This window comes from Polaromonas sp. Polasp52 (assembly GCF_059491565.1).
Window position 1 is genome coordinate 4,529,585 of sequence record NZ_CP168513.1, and the last position, 21,646, is coordinate 4,551,230.

Here is a 21,646-nt window from a genome sequence, read left to right on the forward strand (position 1 = left end):
TTTGGTTTCAGGTGTCTGCTTATAAGGTGTTATGGCTGCAGGAGGGTTGATTTATTGGGGAAGGATTGATGCGCATCGCGCGATGCCGGCCACGCGGGCAGGTCAGCTGAAAAGCTCCAGCAGGCGGTCCAGGCCGCCTTCATTGATGGCCACCATGGCCTGCTCGCGCACGCGCGGCTTGGCGTGGTAGGCCACGGACAGGCCGGCCACGCCCATCATGGGCAGGTCGTTGGCGCCGTCGCCCATGGCGATGGCCTGCAGCGGGTTGATGCCCAGCTTGCCGCAGGTCTCGAGCAGCATTTTTTTCTTTTCCGCGCCGTCGCAGATGTCGCCCCAGGGCTGGTCCACCATGCGGCCGGTGAGAAAACCGTCCTCCACCTCCAGCGCATTGGAGCGTGTGTAGTCGATGCCGAGCTCGTCGCGCACGCGGTCGGTGAAAAAAGTGAAGCCGCCGCTGACCAGCAGCACCTTCATGCCGGCCTGCTTGCAGGCCTTCACCAGCTCCGCCGCGCCGGGATTGAGCTGGAGGCGCTCGCGGTAGACCTGCTCCATGCTGGCCACGCTGACGCCCTTGAGCAGGGCCACGCGCTGGCGCAGGCTTTCCTTGTAGTCGGTGATTTCGCCGCGCATGGCCGCCTCGGTGATGGCCGCCACCTCGGCCTTGCGGCCGGCGGCATCGGCGATCTCATCGACGCATTCGATGTTGATCAGGGTGGAGTCCATGTCGAAGGCGATCAGCCTGAAATCGACTAGCTTGAGCTCGGGTGTGGCGACGTTGACGACGAGGCCGGGGGAGATTTCTGCGGGAGTCATGCGGGCGTGGTTTCCTTGGTGGGTTGTCCGAGTGAACGCAGGACGTCGCGCACCAGCTGGGCGCGGTCCTTGGGGTTTTCGAGCTCGCGCTCTATGCGCAGCTTGTCGTTGCCGGCCAGCCGGATGTGCCGGTTCTTCTGGATCAGCTGCATGATGGCCATCGAGTCGATGGGCGGGTCCTTCTTGAAGGTGATGCTGATGGCGCCGGGCGCGGCATCGACCTTGACCACGCCGTAAGGCCTGGCGATCACGCGCAGGCGGTGCACGTCGATCAGCGTCTGCGCCTGCGCCGGCAGCTTGCCGAAGCGGTCGACGATTTCCTCGAGCAGCGCGTCGATCTGGTCGGTGTTCTTGGCGGTCGCCAGCTTCTTGTAGAAAGACAGGCGCAGGTGCACGTCGCCGCAGTAGTCGTTGGGCAGCAGGGCCGGGGCGTGCAGGTTGATTTCGGTGGTGACGCTCAGCGGCGAGAGCAGATCAGGCTCGCGCCCGGCCTTGAGCGAGGCCACGGCTTCGCTGAGCATCTCGTTGTAAAGCTGGAAACCGACTTCCAGCATGTTGCCGCTCTGGTTTTCGCCCAGCACCTCGCCGGTGCCGCGGATTTCCAGGTCGTGCATGGCCAGGTAAAAGCCCGAGCCGAGTTCCTCCATCTGCTGGATGGCCTCCAGCCGCTGGCTGGCCTGCTTGGTCAGGCCCTCGATGTCGGGCACCATCAGATAGGCATAGGCCTGGTGATGGCTGCGGCCCACGCGGCCGCGCAGCTGGTGCAGCTGTGCCAGGCCGAAGCGGTCGGCGCGGCTCATCACGATGGTGTTGGCGGTCGGCACATCGATGCCGGTTTCGATGATGGTGGAGCACAGCAGCAGGTTGTGGCGCTGGGCGATGAAGTCCTTCATCACGCGCTCGAGCTCGCGCTCGGGCATCTGGCCGTGGGCCACGGCGATGCGGGCTTCGGGCAGGATTTCTTCGAGCTTTTCGCGCCGGTTCTGGATAGTCTCGACTTCGTTGTGCAGGAAGTAGACCTGGCCGCCGCGCTTGAGTTCACGCAGCACGGCTTCGCGGATCACGCCGTTGTTTTCGCTGCGCACAAAGGTCTTGATGGCCAGGCGCCGCTGCGGCGCGGTGGCGATCACGCTCAGGTCGCGCAGGCCTTCGAGCGCCATGCCCAGCGTGCGCGGAATCGGCGTGGCCGTGAGCGTCAGCACATCGACCTCGGCGCGCATCGCTTTCATGGCCTCTTTGTGGCGCACGCCGAAACGGTGCTCTTCGTCGATGATGAGCAGGCCCAGGCGCTCGAACTTCACGTCCTGGCTCAGCAACTTGTGCGTGCCGACCACGATGTCGACCGTGCCGTCGCCCAGGCCCTTGATGGCGGCGCTGATTTCCTTGCCGGAGCGGAAGCGGCTCATCTCGGCGATCTTGACCGGCCATTTGGCGAAACGGTCCACCAGCGTCTGGTAGTGCTGCTCGGCCAGCAAGGTGGTGGGCGCCAGCAGGGCCACCTGCTTGCCGCCGGTGACGGCGATGAAGGCGGCGCGCAGCGCGACCTCGGTCTTGCCGAAGCCCACGTCGCCGCAGACCAGCCTGTCCATGGGGCGCGGGCTGATCATGTCCTGGATTACGGCGTGGATGGCGGCGCGCTGGTCGGCGGTTTCCTCAAAGCCGAAATCGTTGGCAAAGGTTTCATAGTCGCCGGGCGAGTAGCGGAAGGCATGGCCTTCGCGCGCGGCGCGGCGGGCGTAGATGTTGAGCAGCTCGGCGGCCGAGTCGCGTATCTGTTCGGCGGCCTTGCGTTTGGCTTTTTCCCACTGTCCGCTACCCAGCTTGTGCAGAGGGGCTTCTTCGGCGCTGACGCCGGTGTAGCGGCTGATCAGGTGCAACTGGCTGACCGGTACGTAGAGCGTGGCCTTGTCGGCGTATTCGAGGTGCAAAAACTCCTGCAGCAGTGGCGTGCCGTCGGCATTGGTGCCTTGGCCCAGGTCCATGTTGATGAGGCCGCGGTAGCGGCCTATGCCGTGGGCGCTGTGCACCACCGGGTCGCCGACGTTGAGCTCCGAGAGGTCCTTGATCAGCGCCTCGACGTCGCTGACCTGTTCCTGCTTTTTGTTGCGGCGGCGCACGGTGGCGCCGGCGGCAAACAGCTCGGTCTCGGTGATGAAATCGATGCCTTCTTCCAGCCAGCTGAAGCCGGTGTTGAGGGCGGCGGTGGCGATGCCCAGTTTTTCGTCGCTGGCCTGGAAGTCGGCCAGTGAGTCAAAGGCCGGCGGGCTGACGCTGCTGGCGCGCAGGAAGTCCAGCAGGCTTTCGCGCCGGCCTTCGCTTTCGGCCAGCACAAGTACACGGTGGGCGGTGTTGCGCACATGGCCTTTGAATTTGGCCAGCGGGTCTTCGGCGCCGCGCACCACGGCCATTTCACCGAGTTTTTGGAACTGGGCGTTGTCGGCCACGTCTTCCACCGTGGCGCGTATCGCCAGCTGGGCGTAGTCGTTGGCGCGCGCGTAGAACTGCTCGGTGCCCAGGAACAGGGACTCGGGCGGCAGCGCCGGGCGGTCGGGCGCATCGCGCACCAGGCGGTAGCGGTCCTTGGTGTCCTGCCAGAAGCGCTGGAAGGCCGGCTCCAGGTCGCCGTGCAGCACCACGGTGGCGTCATGGCCCAGGTAGTCGAACACCGTGGCGGTTTCTTCGAAGAACAGCGGCAGGTAGTACTCGATGCCGGCGGTGGCCACGCCGTTGCCCATGTCCTTGTAGATGCGGCTCTTGGTCGGGTCGCCGTCCAGCAGTTCGCGCCAGCGGCTGCGGAATTTGGCGCGCGCATCGTCGTCCATGGGAAATTCGCGCCCGGGCAGCAGGCGCACTTCGGGCACGGGGTAGAGGCTGCGCTGGCTGTCGGGGTCGAAGGTGCGGATGCTGTCGATCTCGTCGTCAAACAGGTCGACGCGATAGGGCACGGGGCTGCCCATGGGGAACAAGTCGATCAGCCCGCCGCGCACCGCGTATTCGCCGGGGCTGACCACCTGGGTGACGTGGCTGTAGCCGGCCAGTGTGAGCTGGGCTTTGAGGCGCGTTTCGTCGAGCTTTTGTTTGACCTTGAAATGGAAGGTGTAGCCGGCCAGGAAGCTGGGCGGCGCCAGCCGGTACAGCGCCGTGGTGGCGGGCACGATGACCACGTCGGCGCCGGTTTCCTTGTCGCGCTGCTGGATGCGCCACAAGGTGGCCAGGCGCTCGCTGATCAGGTCCTGGTGCGGCGAGAAGGTGTCGTAGGGCAGGGTTTCCCAGTCGGGAAACAGCGCGCAGCGCAGGTCGGGCGCGAAGAAGGCGATCTCGTCCATCAGGCGCTGGGCCGTGGTGGCGTCCGAAGTGACGATGGCGGTGAGCTTGCCGGCGGCTTTCTCGCGCGTGCCCAGGCGTGCCAGCAGCAGGGCATCGGCGGAGCCGGCGGGCTGGGGCAGGGTGTAGCGTTTGCCGGAGGCGAGTGGGGGTAGCTGCATGAATCGGTGCGACGGTGAGGGCGGGTTCAGTCAATCGGAAATGATTCGGCAAAAGCCAGGCACCCCAAACCATCCGGAGTGGGGTGCCTGCATATTTAGTCTTGGATTTTAGAATCTATGATGAAGTTATGACGACAAGCCCTGCCAATACCCGTCCTGAACCCCGTTTTTTTGTGCTGATCCCCTGTGCGGGGCAGGGAAGCCGGGCCGGAACGGCCAAAGCCAAGCAATACCAGCTGATTGACGGGCTGCCCATGGTGAGGCATACCGTGCAGGCTTTCCGGGCGCTGCCGGATACTTTTGCCGCCGTCTGGGTGGTGATTTCGCCGTCTGACGATGACTTTCTCGAGGTGTTTCCTGATTTCAACCTGGGCAATGAAGTCCTGCTGGTGGGCGGGGGCGCCACGCGGGCGGCGACGGTGCTCAACGGCCTCAAGGCCATGGTGGAGCAGCCCGGCGGCGCGGCCCTGGGCGACTGGGTGCTGGTGCACGATGCGGCGCGCTGCCTGGTCACGCCCGAGCAGATCAAGGCTTTGATCCGCGAATGCCGCAACGATGCGGTGGGCGGCCTGCTGGCGCAAAAGCTGCCCGACACGCTGAAAACCGAACGCGAGGGCCGTGTGGCCTCCACCCTGGACCGCAGCGACAAATGGCTGGCGCAAACGCCGCAGATGTTTCGCATCGGGGCCTTGATCGACGCCTTGCGGCAGGCCGGGGATGCCGTCACCGACGAATCCAGCGCCATGGAGGCGGTGGGCTTTTCACCCCGGCTGGTGAGCGGCAGCGCGCAGAACTTCAAGGTCACCTATCCCGAAGATTTTGCGCTGGCTGAAGCCATTTTTGAGCGGCGCAGGAAATAGCACATGGCGACCCCGTCAACCCCATTCGACCTACTTCTTTTTTGTAAGGCCCCACGATGACCGCCATGAACTTTCGAATCGGTGAAGGCTGGGACACGCATGCCCTGGTGCCTGGGCGCAAGCTCATCATAGGCGGGGTCGATATTCCGCACGCCGTAGGCCTGCTCGGCCATTCGGATGCCGATGTGCTGCTGCACGCGATCACCGATGCGCTGCTGGGCGCGGCGGGGCTGGGCGATATCGGCTCGCATTTTCCGGACACTGACGCGCGCTTCAAGGGCGCGGATTCCTCGGTGCTGCTGACCGAGGTGGGGCGGTTGCTGGCCGAGCGCGGTTGGAAGATCGTCAATATCGACAGCACTGTGATTGCCCAGGCGCCCAAGCTCGCTCCGCACATTGCCGCGATGCGCGGCAATATCGCCGCCGCTTTGGGGCTGGACGCCGGGCAGGTCAATGTGAAGGCCAAAACCGCCGAGAAGCTGGGGCCGGTTGGCCAGGGCCTGAGCATGGAGGCCCGCGCCGTGGTGCTGCTGCAGGGCTGACTAGCTCCGCCGCAGCTTGATGTGCGCGGCCAGTCCGCCCGAACCGGTGTTGGCCAGGCCGAACACGCCGCCCATGCGGTGAACGGTTTTTTCCACGATCGCCAGGCCCAGGCCCGCACCGGTGGCGGCGGTGCGGGCGGCATCGCCGCGGAAAAACGGCCGCGTGAGTTTTGAGAGGGTTTCGGGCGCCACGCCCATGCCGTGGTCGCGCACCTTGATCAGCACCCACTGGTCGCGGGCCTTGGCGGCGATGTCGACCAGGGCAATGCCGGTTTCCGGCGTCTTGCCGTAGCGCCTGGCGTTTTCCAAGAGGTTGGCGATCACGCGGGACAGCTCGACCTCGTCGGCCAGCACCGCCATGTCATCGGGGATGGCGACGGTCACGCGCATGTCCTCGTAGTCGGCCACGGCATAGACCGCGGCATCGACCACCGCATTGAGCGAGACGCGCTCCAGCCGCGGCGGCTCGGGCCGGGCGTAATCGAGGAATTTGTCGATGATGGCGTCCAGCTGGGTGATGTCGGCCGCCATGTGTTCGCGCGCGTCGGGGTCGGTGACGCTCATCTCGGTTTCCAGGCGCAGGCGCGCCAGCGGCGTGCGCAGGTCGTGCGAAATACCGGCCAGCATGATGACCCGGTCCTGCTCGATCTTGGAGAGCTGCTCGGCCATGCGGTTAAAGCCGATGTTGACTTCGCGGATCTCGCTGGTGGCGACCTTCTCGTCGAGCAGGCTGGCGTCGAAATCGCCGTCGCGCATGCGGCTGGCTGCGAAAGACAGCTGCTTGAGCGGCCGGTTGATCAGCCGGGCGATAAAGGCCGCTCCCGCCAGCGACAACACGGCTGCCGTGATCAGCCAGATGACCCAGGTGCTGTTGCGAGACGGGCCTATCTTGGATGGGTCGGTGAGCAGCCAGTAAGAGTCGCCGTCGATGGCAAAGCCCACCCACAGGCCCTTCTGGCCGTTGACGCTGCTGGCTACGACGGTGCCGCTGCCCAGCCGGGCCCTGAGCTCTTCGGCGGTGCGCTCGCCGAGCTCGTCGCTTTCGAACAGCTCGAACTTGTCCTTGGGTTCGCGCGGCGTGATGCGCACGCGCTCTTCGTCGGCCAGGGTCTTGATCAGCGAGACGCGGGCGATGGCGTCGGAATAGCGCAGCGCGGCCCGGCTCAGGTTGACGAGGGAGGCCAGTTGCTGCGCGCTCTGGATGGCGCGCGGCTCGGATTCAAGCGCACGGAAGGTCTGCAGCCAGGCCACGATGGAGCCGAACAGCAGCAGGGACAAAAAGAAAAATGTCCGCCAGAACAGGCTGAAGCCGCGCCGCGGGCGCATCTCCAGCGGTGCCGGTGCGGTTTCAAGAGGGGCCGGGTTGGTGGCGTCCATAAAAAGTGGGTACGTGCCGGGTGGGCGGGCTGGAAATGGACGTTAGCACGATACGCTCGCGTCACGGCGGACAAGCTGTAGCCGCCTGTTGCAGGCGCGCGTCAGTGAATTCTCCAACCAGCATGAGCCGCGGGACTGGCTTTGCCAGACCGCAGGCGGGCGGCCCCCTCGGGGGGCAGCGCATTACACGAAGCCGAAGGCGCAGTGAAAAGCGTGGGGGCTAGTTAGTGCCGTCCGGCACGAACACGTAGCCTATGCCCCAGACCGTCTGGATGTAGCGGGGCACCGCCGCATCGACTTCGATCAGCTTGCGCAGGCGCGAGACCTGCACGTCCAGGCTGCGGTCAAAAGGCTCGAACTCGCGGCCGCGGGCCAGCTGCGCCAGCTTTTCGCGCGACAGCGGCTGGCGCGGATGCCGCACCAGGGTCTTGAGCATGGCGAACTCGCCGGTGGTCAGGGGCAGTTCCTCGCCGTTTTTGTGCAGGGTCCGCAGGCCCATGTCGAAAGAGAAGGGCCCGAAGGTGATGACTTCCTGGTCGCTGGACGGCGCGCCGGGCACTTCGGCGGTGGGGCGGCGGCGCAGCACGGCGTGGATGCGGGCCAGCAGCTCGCGGGGATTGAAGGGCTTGGCGAGGTAGTCGTCCGCGCCGACTTCCAGGCCGACGATGCGGTCCACGTCTTCGCCCTTGGCGGTCAGCATGATGATGGGGGTGCGGTCGTTGGCCGCGCGCAGCCGGCGGCAGATGGACAGGCCGTCTTCGCCGGGCATCATCAGGTCCAGGACGATCAGGTCGACGGCGTCCCGCAGCATGATGCGGTTCAGGGCCTTGCTGTCTTCGGCCAGGATGACTTCGAAACCCTCCTGGGCGAGGTAGCGGCGCAACAGGTCGCGGATGCGGGCATCGTCGTCAAGGATCAGGATTTTGTCGGCACGGGCGTTAGGTTGGGCTTGGGTCATAGTCGTCTGGTAATTTGTAACAGAGCCATTTTGAAGGCTGAAAACACGAGATGTCTCGTTTTTCAGTCGGTTTGACACACTGTTACAAAAGTTGCGGCGCTGTGCAACTGTGAGCGCGGCTGCAGGCCTTGTTGTCGCAATGCTCCTACAGGCATAGGCGAAATCACATGCAAAAATGGGCGGCCGCTTCTGCGCACCTGTTGCTGCAGGGCGTTACCCGCCGTAAACAGAAACCGGCCAAGCCCAAAAACGGGCATAGGCCGTCGTCACCTTGGGGCTCCGAATGACTTGCAAAAGCCATAAAAAGCGCGCCAGCCCTGACGGATGTTTATGGGTTTTTTCTCTTTTTCAGCCCAGCGCTGAGAACACCCCTCGAAAGGTTTTTCTGATGCGAACTCCCACCCTGATCGCCGCATGCGCCCTGTTTGCCGGCGCCGCGCTGGCCTCCAGCGCCATGGCCCAGACCCTGCAGCATGAAACCCTGCAGAACGTGGCCCAGCTGTCGGCCAGCGGTTCCGTCGAGGTGCAGCAGGACCTGCTGTCAATTTCCCTGAGCACCACGCGCGACGGCAGCGACGCCGGCGTCGTGCAGAGCCAGCTCAAGCAGGCCCTGGACAGCGCGCTCACGCAAGCCAAGCAGGCGGCCGCGCCGGGCCAGATGGACGTGCGCACCGGCAATTTCAGCCTCTACCCGCGCTACGGCAAGGACGGCAAGATCAACGGCTGGCAGGGTTCGACCGAGCTGGTGCTGGAAGGCAAGGACTTTCCGCGCATCACCGGCACGGCGGGCAAGATCCAGACCCTCACCATGAGCAACGTGAGTTTTGCCCTGAGCCGTGAGCAGCGCGCCAAAGTCGAGGGCGAGGCCCAGGCCCAGGCGATAGAGCGCTTCAAGGCCAAGGCCGGTGAAATCGCGCGCGGCTTCGGCTTTTCCAGCTACAGCCTGCGCGAGGTCTCCATCAACGCCAACGACCAGGGCAGCCCGCCGCGCCCCCGCATGATGGCGATGGCCAAGGCTGAAATGGCCGATGCCGGCGTCCCGGTGGAAGCCGGCAAGAGCACGGTGCTGGTCAATGTGTCGGGTTCGGTGCAGATGAAGTGATGAAACGGGGCGGCCAGGGCCGCCCCGGACCGCTCAGGCCGCCGAGGCGCAGGCTTGCTGCTTGCGGCGGCGATGGCGGGCGACGACCTTGGCGCGCAGGTGGTCGTATGCCCAGTTGAAGCCGAAGGTGTAGGGCAGGAAAAACAGCACGATCGCGATGTCCAGCACAAAGGCTTCCCACAGGCCTATGTCCAGCCACCAGGCGGCCAGCGGCACCACCGCCATGATCAGGCCGATTTCAAACAGCACGGCATGCACGGCACGCGCCGCCAGGGTGCGTTCAAAACCCATGCGGCGCTGCGCCCGGTCGAACAGGGCGTTGAACAGCATATTCCAGCTCATGGCCATGAGAGAGACCATCAGGGTCAGCAGGCCCATGTGCGCCAGCGAATAGCCGAGCAGCCAGGCGCCCAGGGGCGCGCAGATGGCGATGGCCAGGACTTCAAACCCGAGGGCGTGGAAAAAACGTTCTTTGAGGGATTTCTGCAGACTCACGATGCACTTCACTTTCTGACTGTTCGGGCCCCATCAGCATGGATGCTGGGTGGCCATGAGGGTATTTTCATCGTTATTTCGAATACATTAAAATCAATAACTATCGTAAAAATAGATATAAAACCGTCCTATGCGCCACTCCCCGGAAGCCCTGACCGCTTTTGCCGAGGCTGCCACCCTGGGCTCGTTTTCGGCCGCGGCGCGCAAGCTGGGCAAAAGCCAGTCCACCGTCAGCAGTGCCATCGCCAACCTGGAAATTGACCTGGGCATCACGCTGTTTGACCGCAGCAGCCGCAAGCCGGCCCTGACGGAGCACGGCAGGGTCATGCTGGGCAAGGTGCAGGAAATCCTGGCGGCCAGCGACCGGCTGGACCGCGCCGCCAGCCAGCTGGGCGGCGGCATGGAGCCCAAGCTCAGCGTGGTCTGGTCCGACACCTACCAGTCCGACCGGTTTGAGGAAATGCTGCTGGCGTTCGAGCAGCGCTTTCCGGACCTTGAGTTCGAATGCCTGATTGCCGAGCACGGCGACCTGGTCTCGCTGGTGCAGACCGGCCGTGCGCACATAGGCGTGGTGGCCGCGCAAAACGCCTACCCGCCGGACATCGGCTCGGCCACCATTGCCGAGCAGTCTGAAATCACGCTGTTTGTGGCCACAGGCCACCCGCTGGCCGGCATGAAGGACATCACGCCCGAGCTGCTGGCCGGCTTCAGGGAATTGCGGCTGGATACATATATAGAGGGAGAGCAGGGCGCCCAGGGCCTGCCCCAGTCGCGCCGCGCCTGGTCGGCGCCCAGCTACCTCATGCTGATGGAAATGGCGGTGCTGGGTTTTGGCTGGGCGGCGATTCCGCGCTGGATGGTGACGCGTTTTGCCACCGGCAAGCTCAGCGAGCTCGACGCGCGCGGCTGGCCGCGGCGCGTGCCCGTCGATGCCGTGTGGTCGCGCCAGCGTTCCCTGGGCCGCGCCGGCACCTGGCTGTTGCAGGAAATGCTGGCACCCGCCGGGCCCGCAAATCCGGCCGCGATCGCGGGCGGGATGTGAAAAAGCCCGCAGCCTGGGCGGGCATGCGGGCGGGTGGCGACGGGCGCGGCAAGCGCGCCTGCGTCAAGGCTTGTCAGAAGCGGTAGCGCAGGCCCAGGCTGGTGGTGCTGACGCGTTCCTTGCCGGTGCCGACGAACTTCAGGTTATGTTCGTCCCATGCCAGCACGGCCGACAGGGCCGGGGTAAAAGCCCATTCGGCGCCTATGCCGTAAGACACGCCCCAGTTGTTGTCGCTGCCGGAGGCCAGGCCGGAAGCCGGCGAGGCGGACACGCGGGTGTGCCCGTAGGTCGTTCCCAGCTTGCCCAGCAGGTTGAAGGAGTTGCTCAGCGGCAGGCGTCCGACCAGGCTCAGGCTGATGCCTTGCGCTTCGGTCTGCCCGCCGCCGCGGTTGGCCTTGCCGAAATCGGTGTAGCCCAGTTCCAGGCCGAAGTTGTTGTTGAAGTAGCTGCCGCCGTAGAGGTTGTACGAGGTGTCCTTGTTGTCAGACGGGAAACCGCCGGCACCGCTGGGCAGCGAGAAGTCCGACTGGCCCACGTTCAGGCCGAAATAGCGCGAGCCCGGCGCATAAAAGGAATAGTTGCTGCTGCTCGACATGCCGGTGCTGGAGCTCGAGCTGCTCTGGGCTTGCGCGCCGGTGGCGGCCGCCAGCGCGGCCGCGGCCAGTAAGGTGGCGGAAAAGGTTTTTGTCAAAGATGGCATGGTGCTTCCTTCAATGGATTTCAATGGATGAATGGGCGGCGTCACGCTTGTGGCAAAACGGCCGCAAGTTGTTGATTTCCGTCGTGAAATTTAAGATGCGCCCGGGTGCACTTTTGTGGGTGCAAAAGTTAAATCCCTGTAGGACAAGCGGAAGTTTGCCCGCGGAGTTTGCGCACAGCAGGACGCAGTGGCGCGGCGCAATGCGGGGCTTCTGAGCCGATTTTTGCGGTGCTAAAGTCAGGGCATGCCGCTCATTACCTACCTGCCCGGAAGCACAGCGCTGGTCCTGGATTCTCCCCACAGCGGAACGGTCTATCCGGCGGATTTCCGGCACGCCTGCGAACTCGCCGTGCTGCGCAGTGCCGAAGACACCCATGTCGAAAAACTCTACGACTTTGCCCCCGCGCTGGGCGTGCATTGGGTGGAGGCGCACTTTCCGCGCAGCTACCTCGACGCCAACCGCAACACCACGGAAATGGACGTAAGCCTGCTGGACGGGCCCTGGCCCGGACCGGTGGAGACCGACCCCAAAATATTGTCCAAGGTGCGCCTGGGCAAGGGCCTGATCTGGCGCACCACGGATGAAGGCGTGCCGCTGTACGACCGCAAGCTGGGCGTGGCGGAAATCCAGGCGCGCATAGAGCAGTGCTGGAAGCCCTACCACGCGGCCGTTGCGCGCGCGATTGACGCCGCCCATGAGGCGCACGGCTACAGCATCCACATCAACTGCCATTCCATGCCCGCGGTGGCCTCCAGCAGCGCCACGGATTTTCCGGGCGAGGCGCATGCCGACTTCGTGGTGGGCGACCGCGAAGGCACGACGGCCAGCAAGGCCTTGTCCAGGCTGGTGTGCGAACACCTGAAGGCGCGCGGCTACAGCGTGGCCTACAACCACCCCTACAAGGGCGTGGAACTGGTTCGCCGCTACAGCCGGCCCGCCGAACACCGGCACAGCATCCAGCTCGAAATCAACCGCAAGCTGTACATGGATGAAAGCAGCTTCGCGCTGACACCCGGCGCCGAATCGCTCAAGGCCAGTTTGCGCTCGCTGGTCGAGCGGCTGCTCAACACCGACCCTCGCGCGATGTGAAGCCCGCGGGCCGCCGTCTGCATTTTTGCCCAACCCCTACGCCGCCATGCTTACCTTTTTCAGCGACAGCCACCATGCCCATGCCCCGCAGCACGAATTTTTCCGCGGCGAGCGTGTGCCCTGTTTTGAAACACCGGCGCGCGCCGAATATGTCAAAGCCCGTTTGAGCGAACGCGGCCATGTGCTGCAGACGCCGGATGCCGACAGCCGCGCGGTGCTGGCCCAGGTGCACAGCGCCCGCTACCTCGCGTTTCTAGAGCATGCCTGGCGCGACTGGGTGCAACTGGAAGCCGGCAACGAACAGCGCCAGCCCTTTCCCTCGGTATGGCCGGTGCGCTCGCTGCGCAGCGACGTGGAGCCGCTCAACTTCACCGCGCGGCTGGGCTTGTATTCGATGGACAACGGCACGCCGCTGTCGGCCGGCACCTGGCAGGCCGCCAAGGCCGGCGCGGATGCCGCCGCCAGCGCCGCGGCTTTGCTCACGGCAGGCGAGCGCGCCGTGTTCTGCTGCAGCCGCCCGCCCGGGCATCACGCGGGGCCAGACTTCATGGGCGGCTATTGCTTTTTGAACAACGCCGCGGTGGCCGCCCAGGCATTGCGCGATGGCGGCGCGGCGCGCGTGGCGGTGCTGGACGTGGATTACCACCACGGCAACGGCACCCAAAGCATTTTTTACGACCGTGCCGACGTACTGTTTGTGAGCCTGCATGGCGACCCCATGACCGAGTACCCGTTTTACCTGGGCCATGCCGACGAGACCGGCACGGGCGAGGGCGCGGGCTTTAACCTGAACCTGCCGCTGCCGGCGGGCTGCACGGCGGCGCGCTGGTTCGAGGCGCTGGAAGCGGCCTGCCTGCGCATCGCCGGCTTCAAGCCGCACGCGCTGGTGGTGTCGCTGGGGCTGGACACCTTTGCCGGGGACCCGATCTCCAAATTTGCGCTGCAGCCGGACGACTTCATCCGCCTCGGCGAACGCCTGGGCAAGCTGGGCCTGCCCACGGTGTTTGTGCTCGAAGGCGGCTACGCGGCTGCCGAACTGGGCACCAATGCGGTCAACGTCATTGAAGGTTTTGAAGGCCGCTGATGGACAAAGTCGATTGTGTGGTGATAGGTGCGGGTGTGGTGGGCCTGGCCGTGGCGCGTGCGTTGGCGTTGCGGGGCAGGGAGGTCATGGTGCTGGAGGCCGCCGATGCGATAGGCACGGGCACCAGCTCGCGCAACAGCGAGGTGATACACGCCGGCATCTATTACCCGCAAGGCTCGCTCAAAGCCCGGCTGTGCGTGGAAGGCAAGGAACTGCTGTATGCCTACTGCGCCGAACGCGGCATAGGCCACAGGCGCTGCGGCAAACTGATTGTGGCGACCAGCCAGGCGCAGGTCGCGCAGCTGCAGGGCATACGCGACAAAGCCGAGGCCAACGGGGTGAACGACCTAGTGCTGCTGACGCGCGAAGAAGCGCGGGCGCTGGAGCCGCAGCTCGAATGTGTGGCCGCACTGCATTCACCCAGCACCGGCATCGTCGACAGCCACGGCCTGATGCTGGCGCTGCAGGGCGACCTCGAGAACGCGGGCGGGCTGGTTGCGCTCAATTCACCGCTGGCCCGGGCGGAATGCCTGCAGGGTGCCATCCATCTCACAGCGCAAGACGGTACGGCGCTTGAAGCCACCACCGTCGTCAACGCCGCGGGCCTGCGGGCCCAGCAACTGGCCGGGCGCTTTTCCGGCTTATCCCCGCAGCATGTGCCGCCCAGCCACTACGCCAAGGGCAACTACTTCACGCTGCCCGGGCGCTCACCGTTCAACCGCCTGATCTACCCCGTGCCCGAGGCCGCCGGCCTGGGCGTGCACCTGACGGTGGACATGGGCGGCCAGGCCAAGTTCGGCCCCGATGTGCAGTGGGTGGATTCGCCCGACGACCTGGTGGTGGACCCGGCGCGGGGCGAGGCTTTTTACGCCGAGGTGCGCAAGTACTGGCCGGCGCTCGCCGATGGGGCGCTGACGCCGGGGTATGCCGGTATACGGCCCAAGATCCAGGCGCCCCATGAGGCCGCCAAGGACTTTCTCATCCAGGGGCCCCGCGATCACGGCGTGGCGGGCCTGGTCAACCTCTTCGGCATTGAATCGCCGGGGCTCACGAGTTCGCTGGCGATCGGTGATTACGTGAGCCGGATGCTGTAAAGCCGCTTACTGCGCCGCCCAGCCGCCGTCCATGTTCCAGGCCACGCCGCGCACATTGTTGCCGGCCGGTGAGCAGAAAAACACCGCCAGCGCGCCCAGTTCTTCGGGCGTGGTGAACTGCATCGAGGGTTCTTTTTCGCCCAGCAGTTGTTTGGTGGCCGCCTCGTTGCTGATGTTGCCGGCGGCGGCCTTGGCGTCCACCTGTTTTTGCACCAGGGGCGTGAGCACCCAGCCGGGGCAGATGGCGTTGCAGGTGACGCCCGTGGTGGCGTTTTCGAGTGCGGTGACTTTGGTCAGGCCCACGATGCCGTGCTTGGCGGCTACGTAGGCGGATTTTTCGGCCGAGCCGACCAGGCCGTGGACCGAGGCCACGTTGATGATGCGGCCCCAGCCCTTGCCGCCGTTGGCCGCCAGCATGGCGGGCAGGGCCAGGCGGGTGGCATGGAAGGCGCTGCTCAGGTTGATGGCGATCACGGCGTCCCAGCGCTCGACCGGGAAGTTCTCGACGCGCGCCACGTGCTGGATGCCGGCGTTGTTGACGAGAATGTCGACCTGGCCGAACTGCGCGGCGGCGTAACGCATCATGTCCTCGATGTCGGCGACCTTGCTCATGTCGGCGCCGTGGTAGGCCACGCGCGCGCCCAGCGCTTCCACTTCGGCCTTGGGGCCATCCACGTCGCCGAAGCCGTTGATCACGATGTTGGCGCCCTGCGCCGCCAGCGCTTTGGCGATGCCCAGGCCTATCCCGCTGGTCGAGCCGGTGACGAGGGCTGTTTTACCTTTGAGCATATTGTTTCTCCGGATGATTTACGATGGTTGAACTGGGATCCCGAACCTCGCGCCGTGCACCTGGCGCCGGGCTGATTTCTCAAGCAATTATCAAGCCTTTGAATTGAACCGCCGCACCATGACCCAACCTACGCTGAACTACGTAAACTGCCCCGATGCCGGCGGCGGCCACCGCATGGCTTACTGGCAGTGGGGCCGGCCGGACAGTGCGCACCTGATCGTCTGTGTGCACGGCCTGTCGCGCCAGGGGCGCGATTTTGACGTGCTGGCGCGGGCGCTGTCCGGGCAGGCCGATGTGCGCGTGGTCTGCCCCGATGTGGTGGGCCGCGGTGAAAGCGACTGGCTCAAGGACCCCATGGGCTACCAGCTGCGCACCTATGCGGGCGACATGCTGGCCATGCTGGGCCAGTTGCACGCCCAGGCGCCGGTGGCCTCGCTGGACTGGGTGGGTACCAGCATGGGTGGACTGATCGGCGTGGCGGTGTGTGGAACGCCCAACCTGCCCTTGCCGGTGCCGGTGCGCCGGCTGGTGCTCAATGACGTGGGGCCGTCCATCGAGTGGCAGGCGATTGTGCGCATAGGCACCTACCTGGGCCAGGCCGGCCACTTCGGCTCGGTGCAGGAAGCGGCCGATGCGATGTGGGCGATCTCCCAGAGCTTCGGCCCGCACACGCCCGAGCAGTGGCTGGCGCTGTCGCGCCCCATGCTCAGGCGCGTCTCCGAAGCCGCTGACGCCAAGTGGCGCCTGCACTACGACCCGGCCATCGCCGTACCCTTCAAGCAGGAAACCGAGGAATCCGCGCGCCAGGGCGAGGCCATGCTCTGGCAGCTCTACGACAATATCAAGGCCGAAACCCTGGTGATACGGGGCCGGCAATCCGACCTGCTGAGCCCGCAGACAGCCCTGGCCATGACGCAGCGCGGGCCGCGTGCCCGCGTGGTGGAATTCGAAGGCGTGGGACATGCGCCCACGCTGATCGCGCCCGACCAGCTCGCCGCCGTGACGGGCTTTTTGCTGGGCTGAGGCCGCGCAACCATTTGACTGAAGTTTCATGAAAAGCAATGTGGTCGGGCCCGGTGGCCCGACAGCCTCCCAGGGGGCGAATGCCTCCATCGTGACCGCCACGGCCGACAGCCTGCCCGACCAGCCGCATGCGCTGGCCCGCGCCCGCGCGTTCGCCGAGCCCCTGATCGCCAGCGAAACGCATGACACGGGTGAAAACATCCTCGCCCATGCCGACGCGGTGGCGGCCATCCTGAAGACCATAGGCGGCTCCGAAGCCATGCAGGCGGCCAGCTACCTGGTCTATGCCTGCCAGCATTTGAACAAGCCGCAGGAAGTGATCACCAAGGCCTTCGGCGCCAACTATGCCGCGTTGGCGATGGAGACCACCAAGCTGGTCCAGGTGCAGCGCCAGGCACGTTCGGCGAATGCGAAAGCCCAGCTGCTGGACGACCCGGCCGCGCAGACCGAAAACGTGCGCAAGATGCTGCTGGCGTTTTCGCGCGACCTGCGGGTGGTGATGCTGCGCCTGGCGTCCCGCCTGCAGACCCTGCGCCACTATGCCGCGACGCGCCAGACCGCGCCGCTGCCGCTGGCCTACGAGTCGTTGCATGTTTTTGCGCCGCTGGCCAACCGCCTGGGCATCTGGCAGATCAAATGGGAGATGGAAGACCTGGCCTTCCGTTTCCTGGAGCCGGAAACCTACAAGCAGACGGCACGCCTGCTCGACGAAAAGCGGGTGGAGCGCGAAGGCTTTATGGAAGCCCTGCGCGCGCAGCTGGAGCGCGAACTCAACCAGAACGGCATTGCCGCGCTGGTGCAGGGCCGGCCCAAGCACATCTACAGCATCGTGAAAAAAATGCGCGGCAAGTCGCTGGACTTCGAGCAGGTCTTTGACATACGCGCGCTGCGCGTGATCGCCGCCGATGTGAAGGGCTGCTATGCGGCGCTCGGCTACGTCCATTCGCGCTTCACGCCGGTGGACGGCGAGTTCGACGACTACATCGCCAAGCCCAAGAGCAACGGCTACCAGTCGCTGCACACCGTGGTGCGCGACGAGGCGGGCAGGGCGGTGGAAATCCAGGTGCGCACCCAGGCCATGCACGACCATGCCGAGCACGGCGTGGCGGCGCACTGGGCTTACAAGGAGGCCGGCACCAAGGGCTACGGCGGCGTTTCGGCCAGCAGCGAGTACGACGCCAAGATCGCCGTGCTGCGGCAACTGCTGGCCTGGGAGCGCGACCTCTCAGGCCCGGCGGCCCAGCGCGCGCGCGACGACAAGCAGGGCTTGTTTGAGGACCGTATCTACGTGCTGACGCCTGATGCCGCCATCGTGGAGCTGCCGCAGGGCGCGACCACGGTGGACTTTGCCTACAGCGTGCACACCAGCCTGGGCCACCGCTGCCGCGGCGCGCGCATCGACGGTGTCATGGTGCCGCTCAACACACCGCTGCAAAACGGCCAGACCGTGGAGGTGATCACCGTCAAGGAGGGAGGGCCCTCGCGCGACTGGCTCAACCCCGAACTCGGTTTTCTGAGCAGCCATCGTGCGAAGTCCAAGGTGCGTGCCTGGTTCAACGCGTTGGCCATGGAACAGACCGTGGCCAGGGGCCGCGAGGCCGTGGAAAAACTGCTGCAGCGCGAAGGCAAGACGGCGATGAAGCTGGACGACCTGGCGGCGCAGCTCGGCTTCAAGGCGGCGGATGATTTGTTTGAGGTGGTGGGCAAGGACGAGTTGTCGCTGCGCACGATAGAGAACATGCTCAGGCCGCCCGAACCGGTCCTGAGCCAGGACGATTACGTGCTGGCAAAAAAAGCCCGGGCACCCAACCCGAACGCCAAGAAGGCGGCGGGCGGTGTGCTGGTTGTCGGCATGGGATCCCTGCTCACGCAGCTGGCCAAATGCTGCAAGCCCGCGCCGCCCGACGAGATCCTCGGCTTTGTCACCAAGGGCAAGGGCGTCAGCATTCACCGCAGCGACTGCAGCAACTTCCGCAACATGGCCGCCGGCAGCCCGGACCGTGTGATCGAGGTGCAATGGAATTCGCCCAAGACACCCGACGGCGCGGTCTACCCGGTGGACGTCGCCGTCGAGGCGGCCGACCGGCAGGGCCTGCTGCGCGATATTTCCGAAGTCTTCGCCAAGGAAAAGATGAACGTGATCGGCGTGCAGACGCAGTCGGTGAAAGACAACCGCGGCGGCACGGCCTGGATGACTTTCACCGTGGAAGTGGCGCAATCAGGCCGCCTCAACCAGGTGCTGGCCGTCGTCGCCGAGGTGCCGGGCGTGCGCTCCGCGCGCAGGCGCTGAGTTGCGAGTTGCGTTGGGAATCTGTTTTCACCAGCATGAGCCGCGGAACCGGCTTCGCCGGGCCGCAGGCGCAGCGGCCCCCGAGGGGCTGGAGCCCGCGGCTCCAAGCCTGCCTGCGCAGGCTTGGACGGGCGACAGAGGCGAAGCGTCTCGCGAGCCGCGGCCTGCAAGGCCTCGGGAGCGACACGAAGTGCGCGACCGTGGGGGCCAAATTTACGTGCTATACTGCTAGCTTCGAACAGTCCTTAGGCGCGTAGCTCAGCTGGTTAGAGCACCACCTTGACATGGTGGGGGTCGTTGGTTCGAGTCCAATCGCGCCTACCAATTCCCTCGAAACGGTTCCTGTCCAGGCCTTCGCATCCATGATGCGGGCCCATCACACAGGGTAAACCAAGGGGATTGTGTACATCAGAATTCCTAGAATGTATTGAACCCCGGCGCCTGGTCGCTGGCCGTCATTCAGAGGAGAAATCAGTGCCAAAAAGCAAATCCACCAGCCCGGCATCCGGCCTTCCGCCTTCACAGGGCGATGCGGCTGCCGACGGTAATTCCGGCGCCAGAAGCGGCCGGGCTGCCGGCAAGGCTGCGGCGTCCCGCGTGATCAAGAAGTACCCGAACCGGCGGCTCTACGACACCGAGACCTCGACCTACATCACGCTCACCGAAGTGCGGCAACTGGTGATGGAGAGCGCCGATTTTGTGGTGCGCGATGCCAAGACCAACGAAGACCTGACGCGCAGCATCCTGCTGCAGATCATTCTCGAGGAAGAGACCGGCGGCGCGCCCATGTTCACGGAGGCCGTGCTGGCCAACATCATCCGTTTTTACGGCAACGCGATGCAGGGCTTCATGGGCGCCTACCTGGAGAAAAATGTCCAGAGCTTCATGGACCTGCAGGTCAAGATGGCCGAGCAGTCCAAGGGGCTGACACCTGAAATGTGGGCGCAGTTCATGAATGCGCAGTCGCCCATGATGCAGGGCATGATGGGCACCTATGTGGAGCAATCCAAGAACGTTTTCACGCAGATGCAAGAGCAGATGCAAAAGCAGAGCGAGCAGATGCTGCAAGCTTTTGGCTTGAAAAAGTGAACTGAACGCGGGGCCTTGTGCCCGCGCGAATACAGGCCGTTGAAGGCCATCCGGGGTTCACGGTTCGCCCTGACGCTTACCCTGAGACAATAGACCCCATGAGCGACGTAATTTCCCCCTCCGCCCCTGCCAACGCCAAGGCCGCGCCCCGCGTCGGTTTTGTCAGCCTGGGCTGCCCCAAAGCCCTGACCGATTCCGAGCTGATCCTCACGCAGCTGAGTGCCGAGGGCTACCAGACCTCCAAGACCTTTGAAGGCGCGGACCTGGTCATCGTCAACACCTGCGGCTTTATCGACGATGCGGTCAAGGAAAGCCTGGACACCATAGGCGAGGCGCTGGCCGAGAACGGCCGGGTCATCGTCACCGGCTGCCTGGGCGCCAAGGCCGGCGAGGACGGCGGCAACCTGGTGCGCCAGATGCACCCCAGCGTGCTGGCCGTGACCGGCCCGCACGCCACGCAGGAAGTCATGGATGCGGTGCACCTGAATTTGCCCAAACCGCACGATCCTTTTGTGGACCTGGTTCCCAACGCTTTCGGTGTTGCGGGCATCAAGCTCACGCCCCGGCACTACGCCTACCTGAAAATCAGCGAAGGCTGCAACCACCGCTGCACCTTCTGCATCATCCCTTCGATGCGCGGCGACCTGGTGTCGCGGCCCATAGGCGACGTGCTCAACGAGGCGCGTGCACTGTTTGAGGGCGGCGTCAAGGAATTGCTGGTGATCAGCCAGGACACCTCGGCTTACGGCGTGGACGTGAAATACCGCACCGGTTTCTGGGACGGCAAACCCGTCAAGACGCGCATGCTGGAGCTGGTGCAGGCGCTGGGCGAGATCGCCGAGCCCTATGGCGCCTGGGTGCGCTTGCATTACGTCTATCCATACCCCAGTGTGGATGAGGTGCTGCCGCTGATGGCCACCGGCAAGGTGTTGCCGTACCTGGACGTTCCGCTGCAGCACAGCCATCCGGATGTGCTCAAGCGCATGAAGCGGCCGGCCAGCGGCGAGAAAAACCTCGAGCGCATTGCGCGCTGGCGCGAAATCTGCCCCGAGATCGTGATCCGCAGTACTTTTATCGCCGGTTTTCCCGGTGAGACCGAGGCTGAGTTCGAGCACCTGCTTGATTTCATGCGCGAAGCCAAAATCGACCGTGCGGGATGCTTTGCCTACAGCGCCGTGGAAGGCGCCACGGCCAACGACATTCCGGGCATGCTGCCCATGGAATTGCGTGAAGAGCGGCGCGCCCGTTTCATGGCCGTGGCGGAGGCGGTGTCCAGCCAGAAGCTGCAGCAGCGCATAGGCGCGACCATGCAGGTGCTTGTGGACTCTGCGCCCGCGATGGGCCGAAAGGGTGGTATCGGGCGTTCTTATGCCGATGCGCCCGAGATCGACGGCGTGGTCAAGCTGCTACCGCCCGAAAAAATCAGCAAGACGCTGAAAGTGGGCGAATTCACCCGGGCCCGCATCGTCGGAACCCAGGGCCACGACCTGGTGGCCGTGCCTGTTTGATCAAGCCGACTCACGAGAAACCGGGCTGCAAGGCGGGGCCCGGAAACAAAAAAAGCCACTGGGTCACAGTGGCTTTAATCTTGCTTTCTTCCAGAGCTCGTTTCAGAGTCTGGCAAAGCTGTTTGGTGTATCTGGTGCCCGGGAGAGAACTCGAATCTCCACATCTTGCGATACACGGACCTGAACCGTGCGCGTCTACCAATTCCGCCACCCGGGCACAGCTAGCAGTGTACCATTACTTGAACGCATTCTGAGGCCCCGGCCCACAAATTTTCCTGAAATATTTCGGCTGCATACTCAAAAC

Annotated in this window: 18 protein-coding genes and 2 tRNA genes; 12 read left to right on the forward strand and 8 right to left on the reverse strand. The window is 64.8% G+C overall.

The genetic code is table 11. The features are described 5' to 3' along the window. Positions 1-102 precede the first annotated feature (102 nt). A complete protein-coding gene (serB, locus tag ACEN9P_RS21160; RefSeq protein WP_495620381.1) occupies positions 103-813 on the reverse strand; it encodes a phosphoserine phosphatase SerB in 711 nt (236 codons plus the stop codon). Further along, entirely contained in the window at positions 810-4,298 is a 3,489-nt protein-coding gene (gene mfd, locus ACEN9P_RS21165; protein ID WP_477662692.1) for a transcription-repair coupling factor, read from the reverse strand. Before mfd ends, serB begins: the two co-directional genes overlap by 4 nt. A gap of 128 nt (positions 4,299-4,426) precedes the next feature. Between mfd and ispD the strand changes: the two genes are divergently transcribed. Next, complete coding sequence (gene ispD, locus ACEN9P_RS21170) at positions 4,427-5,158, forward strand: 2-C-methyl-D-erythritol 4-phosphate cytidylyltransferase (protein WP_477662693.1); 732 nt, start codon at positions 4,427-4,429, stop codon at positions 5,156-5,158. Positions 5,159-5,214: 56 nt separating this feature from the next. Beyond that, on the forward strand, positions 5,215-5,700 hold the full coding sequence (gene ispF, locus ACEN9P_RS21175) for a 2-C-methyl-D-erythritol 2,4-cyclodiphosphate synthase (protein WP_495620382.1): 486 nt from the start codon (positions 5,215-5,217) through the stop codon (positions 5,698-5,700). Here ispF and ACEN9P_RS21180 read toward each other — a convergent pair whose 3' ends face one another. Both ACEN9P_RS21180 and ompR read right to left on the reverse strand, forming a co-directional pair. Further along, positions 5,701-7,077, reverse strand: coding sequence for a sensor histidine kinase family protein (locus tag ACEN9P_RS21180; protein WP_477715171.1), 1,377 nt, complete (start codon positions 7,075-7,077; stop codon positions 5,701-5,703). It abuts the gene before it with no gap. A 220-nt stretch (positions 7,078-7,297) separates the two neighbouring features. Continuing rightward, on the reverse strand, positions 7,298-8,035 hold the full coding sequence (gene ompR, locus ACEN9P_RS21185; RefSeq protein WP_007866319.1) for an osmolarity response regulator transcription factor OmpR: 738 nt from the start codon (positions 8,033-8,035) through the stop codon (positions 7,298-7,300). A gap of 388 nt (positions 8,036-8,423) precedes the next feature. Between ompR and ACEN9P_RS21190 the strand changes: the two genes are divergently transcribed. Next, on the forward strand, positions 8,424-9,137 hold the full coding sequence (locus ACEN9P_RS21190; protein ID WP_477662696.1) for an SIMPL domain-containing protein: 714 nt from the start codon (positions 8,424-8,426) through the stop codon (positions 9,135-9,137). Positions 9,138-9,170: 33 nt separating this feature from the next. Here the strand turns inward: ACEN9P_RS21190 and ACEN9P_RS21195 are convergent, their stop codons facing one another. Continuing rightward, positions 9,171-9,632 (reverse strand): multidrug/biocide efflux PACE transporter, encoded by a 462-nt coding sequence (locus ACEN9P_RS21195; protein ID WP_477662697.1) that lies wholly within the window; start codon positions 9,630-9,632, stop codon positions 9,171-9,173. 130 nt (positions 9,633-9,762) lie between these two features. Here ACEN9P_RS21195 and ACEN9P_RS21200 point away from each other — a divergent pair, with 130 nt between their 5' ends. Further along, positions 9,763-10,674, forward strand: a complete 912-nt coding sequence (locus ACEN9P_RS21200) for a LysR family transcriptional regulator (RefSeq protein WP_495620383.1) — start codon at positions 9,763-9,765, stop codon at positions 10,672-10,674. A gap of 73 nt (positions 10,675-10,747) precedes the next feature. Here ACEN9P_RS21200 and ACEN9P_RS21205 read toward each other — a convergent pair whose 3' ends face one another. After that, positions 10,748-11,374, reverse strand: coding sequence for an outer membrane beta-barrel protein (locus ACEN9P_RS21205; protein WP_477662699.1), 627 nt, complete (start codon positions 11,372-11,374; stop codon positions 10,748-10,750). A 244-nt stretch (positions 11,375-11,618) separates the two neighbouring features. Between ACEN9P_RS21205 and ACEN9P_RS21210 the strand changes: the two genes are divergently transcribed. Genes ACEN9P_RS21210 through ACEN9P_RS21220 form a run of 3 tightly spaced genes read left to right on the forward strand, consistent with a single transcriptional unit; the run spans position 11,619 to position 14,642 of the window. After that, on the forward strand, positions 11,619-12,464 hold the full coding sequence (locus tag ACEN9P_RS21210; protein ID WP_495620384.1) for an N-formylglutamate amidohydrolase: 846 nt from the start codon (positions 11,619-11,621) through the stop codon (positions 12,462-12,464). A gap of 46 nt (positions 12,465-12,510) precedes the next feature. After that, positions 12,511-13,548 (forward strand): histone deacetylase family protein, encoded by a 1,038-nt coding sequence (locus tag ACEN9P_RS21215; protein WP_477662701.1) that lies wholly within the window; start codon positions 12,511-12,513, stop codon positions 13,546-13,548. Continuing rightward, a complete protein-coding gene (locus tag ACEN9P_RS21220) occupies positions 13,548-14,642 on the forward strand; it encodes an NAD(P)/FAD-dependent oxidoreductase (RefSeq protein WP_495620385.1) in 1,095 nt (364 codons plus the stop codon). Before ACEN9P_RS21215 ends, ACEN9P_RS21220 begins: the two co-directional genes overlap by 1 nt. 6 nt (positions 14,643-14,648) lie before the next feature. Here ACEN9P_RS21220 and ACEN9P_RS21225 read toward each other — a convergent pair whose 3' ends face one another. Next, on the reverse strand, positions 14,649-15,431 hold the full coding sequence (locus ACEN9P_RS21225) for a 3-hydroxybutyrate dehydrogenase (protein WP_436154227.1): 783 nt from the start codon (positions 15,429-15,431) through the stop codon (positions 14,649-14,651). A gap of 118 nt (positions 15,432-15,549) precedes the next feature. On the opposite strand from ACEN9P_RS21225, the gene ACEN9P_RS21230 reads away from it, so the two are divergent. The 5 genes from ACEN9P_RS21230 (at position 15,550) to rimO (ending at position 21,342) form a co-directional block, all read left to right on the forward strand. Further along, positions 15,550-16,455: an alpha/beta fold hydrolase gene (locus ACEN9P_RS21230; RefSeq protein WP_495620386.1), complete on the forward strand. Its 906-nt coding sequence runs from the start codon at positions 15,550-15,552 to the stop codon at positions 16,453-16,455. Positions 16,456-16,483: 28 nt separating this feature from the next. Beyond that, complete coding sequence (locus tag ACEN9P_RS21235) at positions 16,484-18,745, forward strand: RelA/SpoT family protein (protein ID WP_477662704.1); 2,262 nt, start codon at positions 16,484-16,486, stop codon at positions 18,743-18,745. A gap of 247 nt (positions 18,746-18,992) precedes the next feature. Continuing rightward, positions 18,993-19,069: transfer RNA gene (locus tag ACEN9P_RS21240), tRNA-Val, on the forward strand. Positions 19,070-19,342: 273 nt separating this feature from the next. Continuing rightward, positions 19,343-19,834, forward strand: coding sequence for a polyhydroxyalkanoate synthesis repressor PhaR (gene phaR / locus ACEN9P_RS21245; protein ID WP_051001938.1), 492 nt, complete (start codon positions 19,343-19,345; stop codon positions 19,832-19,834). 98 nt (positions 19,835-19,932) lie between these two features. Continuing rightward, positions 19,933-21,342 carry a 30S ribosomal protein S12 methylthiotransferase RimO gene (gene rimO, locus ACEN9P_RS21250; RefSeq protein ID WP_477662705.1) on the forward strand — a complete coding sequence of 470 codons (1,410 nt, stop codon included), beginning with the start codon at positions 19,933-19,935 and terminating at the stop codon, positions 21,340-21,342. Positions 21,343-21,474: 132 nt separating this feature from the next. Here rimO and ACEN9P_RS21255 read toward each other — a convergent pair. Beyond that, positions 21,475-21,559: transfer RNA gene (locus ACEN9P_RS21255), tRNA-Leu, on the reverse strand. Between the last annotated feature and the right edge of the window lie 87 nt (positions 21,560-21,646).

Bases quoted from the DNA above. Each gene is read 5' to 3' on its own strand.
- ACEN9P_RS21230 (WP_495620386.1), top strand. From the start codon at position 15,550: ATGACCCAACCTACGCTGAACTACGTAAACTGCCCCGATGCCGGCGGC.
- ACEN9P_RS21225 (WP_436154227.1), bottom strand. From the start codon at position 15,431: ATGCTCAAAGGTAAAACAGCCCTCGTCACCGGCTCGACCAGCGGGATA.
- ACEN9P_RS21190 (WP_477662696.1), top strand. From the start codon at position 8,424: ATGCGAACTCCCACCCTGATCGCCGCATGCGCCCTGTTTGCCGGCGCC.
- ACEN9P_RS21205 (WP_477662699.1), bottom strand. From the start codon at position 11,374: ATGCCATCTTTGACAAAAACCTTTTCCGCCACCTTACTGGCCGCGGCC.
- rimO (WP_477662705.1), top strand. From the start codon at position 19,933: ATGAGCGACGTAATTTCCCCCTCCGCCCCTGCCAACGCCAAGGCCGCG.
- ispF (WP_495620382.1), top strand. From the start codon at position 5,215: ATGACCGCCATGAACTTTCGAATCGGTGAAGGCTGGGACACGCATGCC.
- ACEN9P_RS21210 (WP_495620384.1), top strand. From the start codon at position 11,619: ATGCCGCTCATTACCTACCTGCCCGGAAGCACAGCGCTGGTCCTGGAT.
- ACEN9P_RS21180 (WP_477715171.1), bottom strand. From the start codon at position 7,077: ATGGACGCCACCAACCCGGCCCCTCTTGAAACCGCACCGGCACCGCTG.
- ACEN9P_RS21220 (WP_495620385.1), top strand. From the start codon at position 13,548: ATGGACAAAGTCGATTGTGTGGTGATAGGTGCGGGTGTGGTGGGCCTG.
- ACEN9P_RS21215 (WP_477662701.1), top strand. From the start codon at position 12,511: ATGCTTACCTTTTTCAGCGACAGCCACCATGCCCATGCCCCGCAGCAC.
- ACEN9P_RS21200 (WP_495620383.1), top strand. From the start codon at position 9,763: ATGCGCCACTCCCCGGAAGCCCTGACCGCTTTTGCCGAGGCTGCCACC.
- serB (WP_495620381.1), bottom strand. From the start codon at position 813: ATGACTCCCGCAGAAATCTCCCCCGGCCTCGTCGTCAACGTCGCCACA.
- ispD (WP_477662693.1), top strand. From the start codon at position 4,427: ATGACGACAAGCCCTGCCAATACCCGTCCTGAACCCCGTTTTTTTGTG.
- ACEN9P_RS21235 (WP_477662704.1), top strand. From the start codon at position 16,484: ATGAAAAGCAATGTGGTCGGGCCCGGTGGCCCGACAGCCTCCCAGGGG.
- ompR (WP_007866319.1), bottom strand. From the start codon at position 8,035: ATGACCCAAGCCCAACCTAACGCCCGTGCCGACAAAATCCTGATCCTT.
- mfd (WP_477662692.1), bottom strand. From the start codon at position 4,298: ATGCAGCTACCCCCACTCGCCTCCGGCAAACGCTACACCCTGCCCCAG.